General features: G+C 34.5%; 14 protein-coding genes. 7 read left to right on the top strand and 7 right to left on the bottom strand.

The window, feature by feature from the left end:
* Genes P177_RS10645 through P177_RS10615 form a run of 7 tightly spaced genes read right to left on the bottom strand, consistent with a single transcriptional unit; the run spans nt 1 to nt 6201 of the window.
* Complete coding sequence (locus P177_RS10645; RefSeq protein WP_036154609.1) at nt 1–1197, bottom strand: GTP-binding protein; 1197 nt, start codon at nt 1195–1197, stop codon at nt 1–3.
* On the bottom strand, nt 1194–2111 hold the full coding sequence (locus tag P177_RS10640; RefSeq protein ID WP_036154607.1) for a GTP-binding protein: 918 nt from the start codon (nt 2109–2111) through the stop codon (nt 1194–1196). Before P177_RS10640 ends, P177_RS10645 begins: the two co-directional genes overlap by 4 nt.
* Before the next feature lie 23 nt (nt 2112–2134).
* Nucleotides 2135–3814, bottom strand: coding sequence for a PhoX family protein (locus P177_RS10635; protein ID WP_036154605.1), 1680 nt, complete (start codon nt 3812–3814; stop codon nt 2135–2137).
* 7 nt (nt 3815–3821) lie between these two features.
* Nucleotides 3822–4316 (bottom strand): hypothetical protein, encoded by a 495-nt coding sequence (locus P177_RS10630; RefSeq protein ID WP_036154602.1) that lies wholly within the window; start codon nt 4314–4316, stop codon nt 3822–3824.
* A gap of 36 nt (nt 4317–4352) precedes the next feature.
* Nucleotides 4353–5117: a hypothetical protein gene (locus tag P177_RS10625; RefSeq protein WP_036154600.1), complete on the bottom strand. Its 765-nt coding sequence runs from the start codon at nt 5115–5117 to the stop codon at nt 4353–4355.
* Nucleotides 5118–5138: 21 nt separating this feature from the next.
* The gene (gene folE / locus P177_RS10620) at nt 5139–5807 is read right to left on the bottom strand and encodes a GTP cyclohydrolase I FolE (RefSeq protein WP_036154598.1); all 669 of its coding nucleotides are present in this window, start codon (nt 5805–5807) and stop codon (nt 5139–5141) included.
* Entirely contained in the window at nt 5797–6201 is a 405-nt protein-coding gene (locus tag P177_RS10615) for a MerC domain-containing protein (RefSeq protein WP_036154596.1), read from the bottom strand. Before P177_RS10615 ends, folE begins: the two co-directional genes overlap by 11 nt.
* Nucleotides 6202–6282: 81 nt before the next feature.
* On the opposite strand from P177_RS10615, the gene P177_RS10610 reads away from it, so the two are divergent.
* The 7 genes from P177_RS10610 (at nt 6283) to P177_RS10580 (ending at nt 15601) form a co-directional block, all read left to right on the top strand.
* On the top strand, nt 6283–6663 hold the full coding sequence (locus tag P177_RS10610; protein WP_036154594.1) for a Fur family transcriptional regulator: 381 nt from the start codon (nt 6283–6285) through the stop codon (nt 6661–6663).
* A 188-nt stretch (nt 6664–6851) separates the two neighbouring features.
* A complete protein-coding gene (locus tag P177_RS10605) occupies nt 6852–7109 on the top strand; it encodes a hypothetical protein (protein WP_157486537.1) in 258 nt (85 codons plus the stop codon).
* A 239-nt stretch (nt 7110–7348) separates the two neighbouring features.
* A complete protein-coding gene (locus P177_RS10600; RefSeq protein WP_036154590.1) occupies nt 7349–8038 on the top strand; it encodes an ABC transporter ATP-binding protein in 690 nt (229 codons plus the stop codon).
* A gap of 7 nt (nt 8039–8045) precedes the next feature.
* Nucleotides 8046–10421: a TonB-dependent receptor domain-containing protein gene (locus P177_RS10595; RefSeq protein ID WP_245233026.1), complete on the top strand. Its 2376-nt coding sequence runs from the start codon at nt 8046–8048 to the stop codon at nt 10419–10421.
* Between the two features lie 122 nt (nt 10422–10543).
* Nucleotides 10544–11983, top strand: a complete 1440-nt coding sequence (locus P177_RS10590) for an ABC transporter permease (protein WP_036154589.1) — start codon at nt 10544–10546, stop codon at nt 11981–11983.
* Nucleotides 11984–13324 (top strand): DUF3526 domain-containing protein, encoded by a 1341-nt coding sequence (locus tag P177_RS10585; RefSeq protein ID WP_036154587.1) that lies wholly within the window; start codon nt 11984–11986, stop codon nt 13322–13324.
* A gap of 213 nt (nt 13325–13537) precedes the next feature.
* Entirely contained in the window at nt 13538–15601 is a 2064-nt protein-coding gene (locus tag P177_RS10580) for a tetratricopeptide repeat-containing sensor histidine kinase (protein WP_036154585.1), read from the top strand.
* Nucleotides 15602–15735 lie beyond the last annotated feature (134 nt).

Raw genomic sequence — 15735 nt, 5'->3', positions numbered from 1 at the left:
TTATGCTATGGGCCATCGATCTTGTTGTGGAAATAGTTGTTCTTTCCATAAGTCTATCTCTGGTTCAGTTAGAACACACTTTTCTAATTCAGTAATCATTTCTTTTTTATCCACATGCTGCCCTATGAACACCAATTCTATTTTTCTATCTCCAAAAAGCACATCCCAGTCAGACTCGATATCACTTTGGTTTTCAGCAAAAGCACCATAGCTAACGCGTTCTGCCAAAGGCATTGAAGCCCACCAAACCCCAGCGGAATCAGCTTTGCAAGAGCCTCCTGCAGAGCTCCATAGTAATGCTTGGTCTGAACGTGAAGCTAACCAGAATAAACCTTTACTTCTAATTATATTCTGTGGAAATCGTTGATTTAAGTAATTTAAAAAACGTTCTGGGTGAAATGGTTTTTTACTTCTAAAAACAAAAGAACTTATACCGTATTCTTCGGTTTCTGGAACATGTTCATTTTCTAACTCTTGTAACCACCCTGCTGATGCTTCGGCTTTTTCATAATCGAATAAACCGGTATTGATTACATTTTCTAGCTCAACATTAGAATTTTCAGCATTTATAATACGCGCCTCTGGATTTAGTTTTTTAATTATAGCCCTAAGTTCATCAAGTTCATTTTCTGTCACCAAATCAACTTTATTTAATATGATGACATTGGCAAATTCAATTTGATCGGTCAATAGATTCACAATAGTTCTATTATCCCCTTCAATATTGGTTAAATCTCTGCTGGTCAAATAGTCTGAGCTTGAAAAATCTTTCAAAAAATTAAAAGCATCAACAACGGTTAGCATGTTATCTATGTAGCTAAAACGACTTAAATCAATATTACCATCTTCGCTTTCAAAAGTAAAGGTCTGCGCAACAGGAATGGGCTCACTTATACCGGTACTTTCAATTAACAAATAGTCAAACCTATTTTGGGTAGCTAATTTTTCAACTTCAATCATTAAATCTTCTCGCAGCGTACAGCAAATACAGCCGTTAGACATTTCTACAAGTTTCTCCTCGGTTCTAGAAAGCGTATTTTCATTTTCTATGAACTGGGCGTCTATATTTACCTCGCTCATATCATTAACGATTACGGCAACTTTTAAGCCTTTTTTGTTATGTAGTACATGGTTGAGCAAGGTTGTTTTTCCAGCTCCTAAGAATCCGCTTAAAACGGTAACAGGCAATTTTTTCATTTGTTGATAATTTTGTTTGTGCCTAAGCTTAAATTAATAGCATTTTCTAAAGTTTGAGGCGCACTACCCGGTCCAATGGTTAATAGTTTTGAACCTGTAACGGGAATACCGTTAAACGGTCTTACAAAAATTTCACCATCAGGATTTCTCTCAAAATAGATGTAGTTTTTTTCTCCCTTTATTTTAGTACATCCCTTTACCCTTAAAATGCTTTTAGGTAAAGCTTTGCAAATAGTATAAATAACTTTTTGATCGGGAATTTCAGGTAAGTCGGTCGAACAAGAAGACCAATGTGCTTTTTGATGTTCAAGCTTTTTTATTGAGTTTGTAGATGGTTCTAATTCTGGAAGTAGACTAACATCTAACTCGTCCAAAGTCACAATTTTAGCAAATGAATTGATGACTTTTATTTCTTTTCTAACAATGTCTTCCCTGTCTTTTGAAACCTTTTCAAGATGCGTAAGTATAATGAGCGAAGACACTTGTATTTGATTAGACTCTAGTTCATTATGTTCTCCCCTTAGCTGCCAGTTTTTAGTATCTACTACTGATATTTGTATAGGAGGCAAATACCTTTCATTTAGCCCTACTCCTAAAAATTCAAGTAGCGAACACGCGTCAGAAGTTCCGTTTGCTTCAATTAGTGTGATTCCGTTTTTTCGTTTGGGAATTCTATTTACTGAATCTCTAAGTTCCATAATGCCGCTACAGCAAATACAGCTACCGCTTAGTGCTTTAATAGATTTTAAATCTAACTTTTTGGTCAACTGTTGGGCATCCATATGGGCATTCTCATAATCGTTAAGAACAATGAAAGGATCCCAACCTTTGTCAATATAGCTATTGACCAAGAATTTTAATAAGGTCGTTTTTCCGGCACCTAAAAAACCAACTACGGTAATAATAGCTTCCATTGTACAATTGGTTTTTTGCGGAATTATATTTCAATTCGGTTTAGCAAATTCATTTTTTCAATTAAATCTCCAGTAATAGCAACTACAGCAGGCTTAGGAATATTGTCATCATCAAAAGGCCATGTACTGGTAGGATTATTTTTGTCTACGGTTTGCTCACCTGGGTGTTGAACACTTAAAAACAAGGTTTTTCCATCAGGAGAAAACCAAGGACCTGTAAGTTCAGCATCATTTGGAGCAGATGCAACACGAATTACTTTACCGGCATCGGGTCCAAATCTTGGTATTACAAATAGGCTATTGTTTTTAAAAGCCATGTATGGCTTATCTGCTTTGTTCATGGAACTGCCAGACATATCTGTAGTGATCCAAAGATTGCCCGACATATCAAAAGCTAAATTATCTGGGCATGAAAATCCGTTTTCATCGCCTCCCGCCAAATACGTTTCGGCTTTAAAACTCAAAGCATCAAAAGCTCCGTTGTTTTCTTCGATTTTCAAAATAGAACCGTGAAAATCTCCTTTGGGTTTATTATTGGTGAGTGTAATAAAAATGTTGCCGGTTACAGGGTCTATTTCTATATCTTCAGGTCTGTTCAAAGCTGTGGCACCAAGAAGCTTGGCTGCTTCTCTTGCCCTGATCAATACCTCGGTCTGATCTTTGAAATTACTTTTTAATACAGCTTGAGTTTCCCAATCTAGTGCCAGCCAAATACCATTGATAGTATCGGCTACATATAAGGTTCCTTTTTTTAAGGAACCTGGCTCAGATGAAATAAACTTGTATAAATGTTCATCATTTTTATCATCTGCCGTATAGGCTACTACCCTTTTATCGTCTAATTCATATAAGGTGCAGCATTCGTGGGCAAATCTGCCTAAGGCAATATGTTTTTGTGCTGTGCCATCTTTTGGGTTTACTTCAACCACCCAACCATAATGCTCTGGTGGGTAGTTATAAAAATTTTCCCAACCGTAATAACTATTTCTATGTGTGGCTACTTTAGCTTCGTCATATTCCGTTTCTCCAAAAAAACCATCATAGTTTTCTTCACAGGTAAGAAATGTTTTCCATGGTGTTATACCGCCTGAGCAGTTGCTATTTGTGCCAATAATAGTTGATTTGCCTTTTATGGGGCTGTCCCAATTAACGCTTATTGGTGTTTTACCATTAATTCGGCGATTATGAGGGTCGTTTTCAACCACTTTCCATGCGCCATTTTCTTCTTTGATCCTTACAATAGTACCACCAACATCATACATCTCTTTATCAACTTGCTCTTTGGTTCTATGTTCAGAAGGGTTTTCATATTTTTTGGCATCAAAATCAGATACATAAAGCGGATTTACATACTCGTGGTTTACCCATAATAATCCGTCTTTTGGATTATTGTCATCGAAAGGAATAAAACAGGTAAAATCATTATTAAAACCAAAAGTGTCAGTATCACTAATTTTATCGCCCCATTTAATGACGGTATGGTAATCAAGTCCGTTAGCCAAAACCAAATCATCTTTATTAGTTGCGGATAAACCCATTAAATCAAAAGCTTTTAATGTACTAATCTTTTCTTTTGAGATTTGTCCAAACCCATTAGTTGGTGTTGCCGTGCTACCACAACTAATTAAAAACTGTGGCATAACTACAGTACCTAGCCCTGCTTTCCCCATAAAGGAAATAAATTTTCTACGGTTGTATGACATAACATTTTTAATTAAAATGGAATTTTTCTTGACAAATTAAATTTGAATAAATAGGATAAAACTTATGTTCCTGTTCGTTGTAAATTTTTCCTTTTATAGTAACGGATGGTAATAACATAGAGCTTAAATCGTTGCTGAGTTCTTTAATTTTAAAATTCAAATAATATGAAAGCAGTAGATTTTCAAATTGGTTATTGTTCCAAAATTTTGAATATCTCTTTTGTTCTTCAATTTTTTTATAAAGATGTTCTAACCCAGTTATATTTTTAAAGATTTGAGTCTCTAGCGCATCTAAAATAATTTTATTTTTACTGGAGAGTATAAAAAATATAGTTCCAATATTTTTTGTTTTTATTAATGTTTTAAGGCATTCTACTGTTTTTATATCCTTTGAAAATGTATTCCCTAACGAGGTGTAAAAATAATTTTCGTAACTATACATCGCGTTGATTACCGGCTCTAAATTATCTGTTGGACATAAAAGAAATAGGTTGTTTTGCATTAAGAAAAATATGATATAATGATAATGGTAAAAAAATTATAAGTTTTTAAAGGCTTCTGTTTCCATAATGGATATCGATTCAAAATTGTTTGGCTCTTCCGTGTTTATAACATCAAAGTTTCTAACATCTACATAGTCATTAAATTCTTCACTTGTGTTTATGATTACACCACCAAGCAGAAAAATTCTTTTACAAGAGAATTCACTTAAACTCATTTTTACCAATTGTTTTATTTGTTTATCAATGGCAATATAAGTGTAGTCCGTTATGGCTTTTTTTGGATTGTCAGAATTGATGATATCATGTTTAAAAGGCATTAATGACTGTTCCAATTGAATTTGTTGATGATCGTAGTACACGTTTTGAGGAACATAAATTGGTTCTTCACTTTTTTCGCTAAACCGTTCCAAAGCAAGCATTAGAGCGCCACAACTGTTTGTTAGCCTAGATTGACCAATTCTGCGCATACGGCCAAGTTCACCTTCATCTGTAATGCCAATATGTGGACCATAAAAGATAAATGCATCTCCATCATCTGGAATATGGTGAGAAAAAGCGACCATGCCTGTGAATCCAGAAAAGGGTAATCCACCTAGTCCGCCCATGGTAAATGGTCTACTTAATACTTTACGGAAATCTGTAGAAACATTTACATCATCAGAACAGACTGATGTAGCAAAAAGCATTTTTTTGAGGTCTGATTTATATTCCGTTTCCAGAAGAGATAAATAACTATCGGTTATTTCAGCTCCAGTTTTTGCGGTAGGATAATGTTTGTTTACAGTTTCTTTAATTTCCATGATTGTGTCGTTTAGATGATTTTATAAATTGTCTCCTTTCTGTAATGCATTGAAAAATTCTGATCTTATTTCAGTTTTATTGAATTCGCCATCATATTCAATAGTAGTAGTAAAACTATCTTTATCCTTAATGCCCCTAGAAGACACACAAAGGTGTTTGGCGGTAATCATAACAATAACATCTTTGGTATTTAATATCCCTTGTAAATCTTTTAAAATTTGTAAAGACAATCGTTCTTGTACCTGTGGGCGATGTGAGTAATAATCCACTAAGCGGTTAATTTTTGATAAACCAATAACTTTATCTTTTGGAATGTATGCAATATGTGCGTGCCCGGTAATAGGTAAAAAATGATGCTCACAAGATGAATCTATTGTGATATTTTGTTCAATAAGCATTTTCTTATATTCATACTTATTCTCAAAAACCGAAAGCTTAGGTTTGTTTTTTGGGTTTAAACCGTAAAACAACTCTTTGACATACATTTTTGCGAAACGGTATGGCGTACCAGATAAACTATCATCGGTTAAATCTAGACCTAGCTCTTCCATTATTTTGGAAAAATGATGCTGAATACTTTCTATTTTTGCATCGTCACTTTTTAAAAAGGCATCTGCCCTTAACGGGGTTTCTACGTTTGAGGAAATATGATTGTCCCCTACTATCTCTATGTGTTCTTTATCCTTCATTTACACAACAATTATCTGTAGCACATTTACAGTGTTTTCTATTATATAAGTGTAACATTACTAAAGCAATGGCGGGTATATATATTGCAAATTCAGGTATTGGGAAAAGTTCTAATTTTTCATTTAGAATTATTGTTGCCAAAACAGACCAACTTAACCAAAGCATAGGTTTCATCCATTTAAGAGTTGTAGTTTTGGTTGACCAGAAAATGGCAAAAAATGAAATTGCCAAGAATAGGTAATCCATAAATTTCCACCACGTTGGCGGACCGTCACAACAGGTTGCTGCACCAGCTTGGGCTAGAAATAAAAATGGAGTAGCAATGCAATGAACAAGACATAACGAACTAGCGAAAGTGCCCAGAATGTCAGATTTTTGTTTAATTAATATCATTGAAATTTATGTTAATACAACTGAGTTGCAAATGTAGATATAATATTTGTTAATGCAACAAGGTTGCGTTATATTTGTTTTATGGGAGTAATTAGAAAAACTAAGGCCGTAGAGGTTTTGCTTAATGAGTTTAATACTAGCTCGGTAGCTATTTCTGCAAAAGCATTAATTGAACAGTTGGGCGATACATTTAATAAAACCACCATTTATCGTGTGTTGGATAAGTTAGAAGATGATGGTGTTCTACACTCCTTTTTAGGGAAAGAAGGCTTAAAATGGTATGCAAAATGTAATGGTTGTACTTCCACTGAACATAAAGATGTGCATCCCCATTTTCAATGTCTTAGCTGTGGTCGTGTAGATTGTTTAACCTTTACCGTACCACTACCACAGATACCAAATAGAAAAATTGAAGTTTCGCAGTTATTGATTCAGGGCAGATGTGAAGAGTGTTTCGCATAACATTTTCTAGAATTAGTATAAAATAAATGTCTATAGTTTTAGTATAACTATTGTTGAAACAAAAGACTAATCTTTCATAAAAAAGGTTTTTAAAAATAAATTCTCAATTAAATTATAATTGTTTTTATTTTTGCCGCTTGCAAATGAAAAACGCCAAGCATCTTATTGCTCTGTTTTATATTACCTTGATGTTAATTTTCAAGGTAGCGGGTATACATGCACTTTCTCATCATGCAGATGAAACAGATATTCAGCATTGCGAGGTATGTCATATTACTACAGCCGTTAATTTTACGCCCTTAGTAGAGGTTGAAACTTCAGCCATACCAAAAGTGGTTTTCTATATAGTGCCGGCTAAAGTCAGTACTGTAACCCTTATTGAAGCCTATAATGATAGGTTTTTATCTAGTTATCTCTTTACTAGACCACCTCCACAATCAGTATAATCCAAATGTAATTTTGCTTGTTTCATTTTTGAGATAAGTATTCGGTTTTCAATCATTTACTAGTTTTTGTAACCTCTTATTCCTGGGAGGTTGTAGTGATTGTTACTGATTTATTATATACGGATTCCATACAGATTCTAGCTATTTCTCCTAGAGCTTAAATACTTGAACGCTCTGTTTATCATTGCGCTGCACGGTATTTACATCATATACATTCAATTTTAATACATATTATTTATATGCTAAAAGCAGTAAACATTACTAAGTCCTACAGCGGGAAAATGGCTTTGAAAGACGTTTTTTTTGAGGTTTCAAAAGGTGAAATATTTTGTCTTCTAGGACAAAATGGAGCGGGTAAAACAACGACCATCAATATCTTTTTAGGGTTTATTAAAAAAGATGGGGGTCAAGCATTTGTTGGTGATAAAGAAGTTGGTGTAGATGACACTAATCAGCTAACAGCCTACATTCCGGAAACCGTTCAATTGTATGGAAATCTAAGTGGTATTGAGAACCTAAATTTCTTTAGTCGCTTGGCAGGTTTTTCCTATTCCACATCAGAATTAGAAGCGTTCTTAACAAAAACAGGATTACAAGCAGATGCTCAACATCAAAGGCTATCTGGTTATTCTAAAGGAATGCGCCAAAAAGTGGGAATTGCCGTTGCGCTTGCCAAGAATGCAGAAGTAATTTTTATGGACGAACCTACTTCTGGTCTAGACCCTAAGGCAACAGCAGAATTCACTGAAATTTGTAAAGAACTCGCAAAAATGGGCAAGGTTATTTTTATGGCTACCCATGATATTTTTAATGCGGTAGAATTAGGTACCACCATCGGTATTATGAAAGAAGGTGTTTTAGCACAACAACTAAAAGCTAGCGAGATTAACGCAAATGAATTAAATCAACTTTACTTAGAAACTATATAACTAAAACATGAAACACTATATAACCATACTAGCTTTACTTGTTTGTAACATTACATTAGCACAAATTGCTGTAAGCGGAAAAATTTTGGATAATGACGGATCTCCCATTTTTGGAGCTACTATTTCATATAATCTTGAGAATACTTCTAAAAAAGGAGGTACTGTAACTGGAGACGATGGTAAATTTAACTTTGACCTTTCCGAAACCGGAAACTATCAGATTTCGGTAAGCTACATAGGTATGCAAAGCCAAAGTTTTAATAAATCATTCAACCAATTTACCGATTATGATTTGGGCACCATCAACCTTCAAGAGAGTGTAGAGCAATTACAGTCTGTAGAAGTCATTGGTAGAGCAAGAACAGATTATAATAGCGATTATTCATTTTCGGCTACCAAAGTGGCAATTGCCAATAAAGAATTGCCGCAAGCGATAACGTCGGTAACAAAGGAGTTAATTGCAGACCGACTTGCTTTTCAAGTTCCTGATGCCGTAAAAACGGTAAGTAATGTATCGGTAACGGGTTTATACAATCATTATAACATTCGTGGTATTACGCAGGCAGATGATGGGCAGGTATTGAACGGAATGCGTACTCGCCAATATTACTTTCTACAGCCTATTACCTCCCACTTAGAACGAGTTGAAGTTATAAAGGGCCCATCATCGGTAACGTTCTCAAGTGCTGATCCAGGTGGTACGGTAAACATGGTAACTAAAAAACCATTAACAGAAAAACGTAGTGAAGTTTCTTTGACCACAGGTAGTTTTGGAACCATAAGAGCTACAGCAGATTTTACCGGTCCTTTAAACGAATCTAAAACGCTTTTATATCGTTTTAATGCCGCAATACAAGAGGCAGATTCATTTAGAGATGTCGTAAACAACAATGCCATTTTGTTTTCGCCTTCCTTAAGCTATATTCCAAATGAAACCACATCTTTAAACGTAGAATTAATCTACAGTGATGCCGTGGGTAATTTAGATAGAGGTCAGCCTATTTTTGGAGCTATTAATGGTGATTACGATATTAATAGTACGCCAATTACCATGAATGTAGGTGCTTCAAGCGATCATTACAAAAACAAAGAGTTCATTTTTATGACTAATTTCAGTAAAAAGTTAACCGATAACTTAGGTTTCAATGCCCAGTTCATGAAACAAACTTGGGATGAGGATTTAGCCGAACATAGAGTTGATGGTACAGCTGTGGATATCGATGGAAATGTGATTCCTACCTTGGCTAGAATGCGATATGATGAAAGACAACAATATTGGGAAACCGATAACTTTAGCACTTACTTTACGTACGACATAGAAACGGAGAAGATTACCAACAAAATTTTAGTTGGTTATGATGCTACACGTTGGGAAAGAAAAATTGGAGCCGGATTTCTTCGTGCCAGAAGGTACTTGACAGTAGATGGTGGTCAGTCTAACTATGACCCTGCAAATGCAGCCAATTTTCAGCAAATGGTGGTAGATGGTGTAACTATGCCTGTACCCGCAGTACCTCATTTTAACTTAGCAGACCCATTTAATGGTGCTAGAAATACAAATGCATATAATCTGGCAGAATTGAGTATTCCTGCTAACCTGAATACCTCAAATGGTTTTTATATTCAAAACCAGTTTAAAGTAGGTAAGTTTTCAGCTTTGGTAAACTTACGATATGAGCGTTTTACTGATATTTTTGATTATGAAGGCGATGAGCAAGAGTTTACAAATGATGCTATTGTACCTAGGTTTGGTCTTACCTATGAAGTTACCAACACGGTTAGTGCATACGCTACGTATTTAGAAGGTTTTCAGCCACACACTAATACTGTTTCATTATCGCCAACGGCAGAAGGTTTCTTTTGGTCCACATCACCAAGCAGATTTGATCCCCTTGAAAGTAGTTTAACAGAGTTTGGAGCAAAAGGAGAATTTTTGAACGGGAAAATATTTGCCAACCTAGCTATCTTTAACATTACTCAAAAAAATATCCTTTTAGGTGACACCTATGATTTGGACAATTTAACTACAAGAGGTGAACAAAGAAGTAGAGGTTTTGAGATGGATGTATCTGGGTATATATCATCTAACTTTCAGCTTACCGCATCTTACGGTTTTGCAGATGCTGAAATTGTAGAAGATGCCATAGAAGAGTTTATTGGTGAACCTATAGGAGGCGCTCCAAAACACAATGCGAATATTTGGGGGAGATATGATTTTACAAATGAAACCTTAAAAGGTATCGGCTTCGGTTTGGGTGCTCAATTTATGGATGAACGATATACGTGGTACAACCCTACGTACGACACAGATAGACTATTATTACCTTCCTATACCGTATTTGATGCAGCGGTATATTACAAGCCTAATAATACCGGTATGTAATTAACCCTTAAGCTAAATAATTTATTTGATGAAACGTATTGGTTAGGAGGTCTAAACCCATCAAGATTAGGACCTGGCGCACCAAGAAATGTATTGTTGAACGCAACGTATAAGTTTTAAGAATGAGGAAAAATGTAATTCAATTATTGGCTCGTCAATTATGGCAAGATGCCTTTAGATCCAAGGTCATGTTGATTGCTTCTGCCTTAATGCTATGCCTACTTCTTTTTTCCGCGTATAGTGGTTGGGAGAATTACCATGACCAGAATTTTACGCGAGATGAAATTCAAGATGAAGTAGAAGAAAGTTGGGAGAACAATCCAGATAAACATCCGCACCGTATGGCGCACTATGGCTCTTTTGCCCTAAGATTAAAACACGTGTTAAGTGTGTTTGATATGGGAATGGAAAACTTTGTGGGCAATGCCGTTTTCTTGGAAGCTCACAAACAAAATACCGTCAATTTTTCAGAAGCCAGTATGTCTACCGGTTTGTTACGTTTTGGCGAAGTGAGTCTGGCAATGTTATTAAAAGTAATCGTACCACTTTTAATATTCTATTTAGGATTTGCTACCATTGCCAGAGAGCGTGAAAATGGCACCTTAAAGCTGTTGATTGGGCAAGGTATAACGCGTAAAGAAATTGTATTCGGAAAATGGCTGGGCTTATGGAGTCTATCGCTTGTTTTTCTAAGCGCTATATTTCTGGTACTTCTGTTTTTTGTTTTGATTGAGTCGCACGATAGCATGCATACCGATAGTCTATTAAGATATGTTGTACTGTTAGTAGCTTATCTACTGTTTTTCGGTATTTTGAGTGCAATTACCATTCTGGTTTCGGCTTTTAGTGCTACAGCCAAAGGAGCACTGGTAAAACTATTGGGCATCTGGTTGCTTTTTGTGATCATTGTTCCAAAATCATTACAAGCAATGGGGTTCTACCTTTACCCTACTCCTTCTAAAATAGAAATGGAAACAGCAGTGGAACACGATTTGGCTGAGATTGGAGATAGTCATGACCCTAATGATCCGCATTTCAAAGCCATGAGAGATTCCGTATTACGTGTCCATAACGTAGAAAATGTTGAAGACCTTCCTTTTAATTATGGTGGTTTTGTGATGTCTCAAGGTGAAGCAATGAGCACTAAAATATATTTAAAGCATCAGGAGGATTTGTATGAAGTGTATGGAAAGCAGAATAACCTAGAGCGCTATTCTGCATTTGTAAATCCGTATACGGCAATCAAGAACTTATCAATGGCTTTCTCGGGTACAGATTTTCAATCTTTCCTTCATTTTAAGGATAAGGCAGAAGCGTATCGTTTTAAGCTGGCGCAAGAAATGAACCAATTGCAGGTGGATTTAATTCCGAATAAAGGAAAAGAAGGACCAAATACTATATCCAGTGATTATTGGAAAGAATTTCCTCCGTTTGAGTATCATTTTTTAAACATTTCAGATGTCTTTAAAAATGAGCTTATATCCTTATTGGCATTAGTGCTTTGGGGCGTTCTCTCCATTTTCGGACTATTAAGATTATCCACTAACCTAAAAGCCATATAGATGTATAGTTTATTATTTAAATCATTTTTTAGGACGAAAATTTTCTTGGTTAGTCTGATATTGTTGTTAACCGTTGGGGTGATAAGCATCTTGATCGGAAAGCAATATTTGGTAAAGCAGGAAAAGACAATTGCTGCAGCACAGGTATTTCAAGAAGAAAGCATTAAAAAGAACGTGGAATACCATAGTGAAGACTTAAGCTTGCTTTTATATTACCTACGTTTTACGCTCATTAAGAAACCTCAAAATATAAACGCAATTTCCATAGGGCAGAGTGATGTAAATCCGCTATTGCAAGCGGTGACCATTAGAGGCTTGGAAGCACAAAAATATGACACCGATTTTGAGAACCCGTCATTACTAATGTCCGGCAACCTTGATCTAGGCTTTGTTATCATTTATTTGTTTCCGTTGGTATTGATAGCCATGACTTTCAATTTGTATTCAGAAGAAAAAGAATTGGGAACATGGCGAATATTGGCTGCTCAAACCTCTGGAAAAGCAAAGTTTTTATTCAAAAAACTACTGGTGAGAATACTCTTTGTATTCGCTGTTTTAATTTTTTTGATGTTTTTGGCAAGTGCTATGCTACAAATTCCGGTGAACGCCAATTTCTGGGCAATTTTTATTCAGAGCGTTTTGTATGTGATGTTCTGGAGTGCCTTATGTTTTTGGATCGTATCCTTTTTAAAGAATTCAAGTTTTAATGCTTTGGCATTAATTTCCATTTGGGTGGTACTGACCATATTGATTCCGGCGTTGGTCAACAACTATGTTATAAATGCCTACCAAGTGCCCGAAGCTTTAGACGCCATGGTAGAGCAAAGAGATGGTTACCATGAAAAATGGGATATGGAAAAGGATGTTACCATGAATGGATTTATAGGAGCCTACCCGCAATATGTAAATTATGAAGTACCACAAGATAGATTTAGCTGGATCTGGTATTATGGCATGCAACATATGGGAGATATGGCTGCAAAAAAAACAAGTAAAGAAATGAAAGATAAAATTATACAGCGCAATATGGTGAGTGAAAAAGTAGCACTTTTTATACCAACTATGCATGCACAATTAAGTATGAACAACCTGGCTGGCACAGATATGATAAGCCATTTAGGTTTTTTAGATGCATTGACTAAATTTCATGAAAATCTAAGATTGGGCTTCTATGACAAAATTTTCAGTGAAAAATCAGAGAGTTCAGTAGACTGGACAAAGCACGATGTTAAATTTTATCATGTAAATCGTGAATTTAGTTGGTTAAAGTTATTATTGCCAACATTTTTAATAACTCTTGTTATTGGATTAATAGGAATTTTTAATCTTAGAAAACTATGATGGTGACTGCGTATAATTATAATTCTCGCTTGTTTTAAAATTGATGACCTTGTAAAGAAATTTACTTTTTAATTTTTCCCTTTGCCCCTACTTTTCAACGATACTGAATTTTAATAAATACAATTTGTATGAATTTACCTACAATTAATGATGTTTTGCAACATTAATATTTTTATGTAATTAATGTGTAGTATCTTTTTTGAAAAATAAATAATGAAAAAGGTATTTTATACAACTAGCCATTTCTATGTTTCAGTTTTTTTGATGCTTTTCAGTATTGTCTCAATATTGGCTCAATCAGAGCAAAATACCTTAAGAAAAATTGAAGAATTAAAATCTTCTACGGGTTTTAACGAACAGAATGAAGAATATATCGACTTAGTTTTAGAATTAGCAAAATTAAAAATTAGATCAAATGCTGACAGTGCTTCTATTTTGCTTAAAGAAGGATATGATCTAAGCTTAGAAATGCAATATAAAGCAGGTGAAAGTACCGCGCTATCTACCTATGGGTATTTATATTTTGAAGAGGGCAAAATAGAAAAAGCTCATGAGTATAATACTAAGGCCTTAGATTTAGCTAATTCCTATTATCTTAATAAGCCAAAGTTAAAAGCTTTGAATAATATGGGTCTAGATTATTGGTTACAAGGAGAAGAAGATAAAGCCCTAACTAAATTTCTAGAAGCATTAGCTGTTGCCACAGAAATTAATGATGTGGATAGAATAATCGGTATCAATGTCAATATAGCCAATTTGTATAGTTCTAATGGTGATAATGAAACTGCCTTAACATTTCTGGGAAAAGCAAAAAATCTTAGTACAGAATTGGCAAATGAAGAAGTACTGGCTTATACCCTAATTAATATGGCAACTATATATGCTGATGCAGGTGATTTTGAAGAGGCTGAAAGAATGGTAAATCAGAGTTTAGAATTTTTTAAAAAACAAAAAAGTATAGATTGGATGTCCCATGCTTTTGAACAAAAAGGGTCTATTGCATTGGAACAAGAAAAATATAAAGAAGCCCTGGGTTATTATTTAGAATCAGAAAAATTATGTGATGAAATAGATTTTAGTTTCGGGTATACACTTGTATACAATGGTCTGGCAGAGTGTTATTTAGAAATGAACAATATAGAGAAAGCAGAGGAGTATGGGTTAAAAGGTTTAGCTATTTCCACAGAGCAACAAATTGCAGGATCTATTAAAAAGTCAAATTTAATATTATCTAAAGTTTACCATCTTAAAGGTGAAGATGAATTAGCATATAAGTATCAATCTACTTATATGGATTTATACGAAAAAAGTTCAACAGAGAAGTTTAAAAAAGGACTTGGAATTTTACGTAGTAAAACAAAGTATGAGAATGAAAAGCGACAATTAATTGCGAATCAAGAAAAAGCTATTGCTGAACAAAAGAAATATGTCTACTTGGCAATTGCGGCACTTGCAATCGTTTCCTTATTTCTTGTTTTGTTATATAGAACAGGAAAACTCCAAAAAAAATACAATAAAAAGCTACAGGAAAAACAAGATGCTTTACTAATGCATGAGGCACAACTAGAAGAATCCAATAAAACAAAAGATAAACTATTCTCTATTATTGCCCATGATTTAAAGGGACCTATAAATTCTTTTTACACGCTTATGAAAATGACCTCTAATGAGACTATTAGCAAAGAAGATTATAATACTTTTTTTCCACAAGCTTTAAGGGATATTCAAGGAATTTCTGAAATGTTGAATAATTTATTAATATGGGCAAAAACACAAATGAAAGGCATCGTATTAGATCGTTCTAATATTAAGGTTTGTAAAATTGTAAAGAATACAGTTTCAATTTTAACTCCCTTGGCAGAAAAGAAAGAAATTGATATCTTAAATAATATTCCAGAGAAAACCATTAGTTATAGTGACGCCAACCATGTTATTATTATAGTCAGAAATTTAATTAGTAACGCTATAAAATATACAAATAAGCAGGGTAAGATAGTCATTAGCGTTACAGAGAAGGAAGATGAATTACAAATAGAAGTTGCAGATGATGGCGTTGGTATGGATAAAGAAACACAAGAAATGCTTTTTCAAAAAAAGCATATTAAATCAACTTTTGGTACTAATAATGAGAAAGGCACTGGTTTAGGATTGTCTATATGTAAAGATATGGTAGAAAGTAATGGTGGTAGATTATGGGTAGCAAGTGAACCAAATAAAGGAACTTCAATATTTTTTACCATATCAAAAAAAATGGATAATTTAAAAATAGCATCTTAACTATAGTTGCTATAGCGCTAAAATAAATGCACAAATTTAGAGAGCTTGGCTTTATAAATAGGGAAATATTTACTTTTAAAATTCCGAATTAAATTTAGTGTTTTAGATGGGAAATTAACATATAAAGACACTTT

Source organism: Maribacter forsetii DSM 18668 (genome assembly GCF_000744105.1).
Lineage (GTDB): Bacteria > Bacteroidota > Bacteroidia > Flavobacteriales > Flavobacteriaceae > Maribacter > Maribacter forsetii.
The sequence above is the reverse complement of the archived record's forward strand: the minus strand, read 5'-3'. Positions and strand labels throughout refer to the sequence as shown.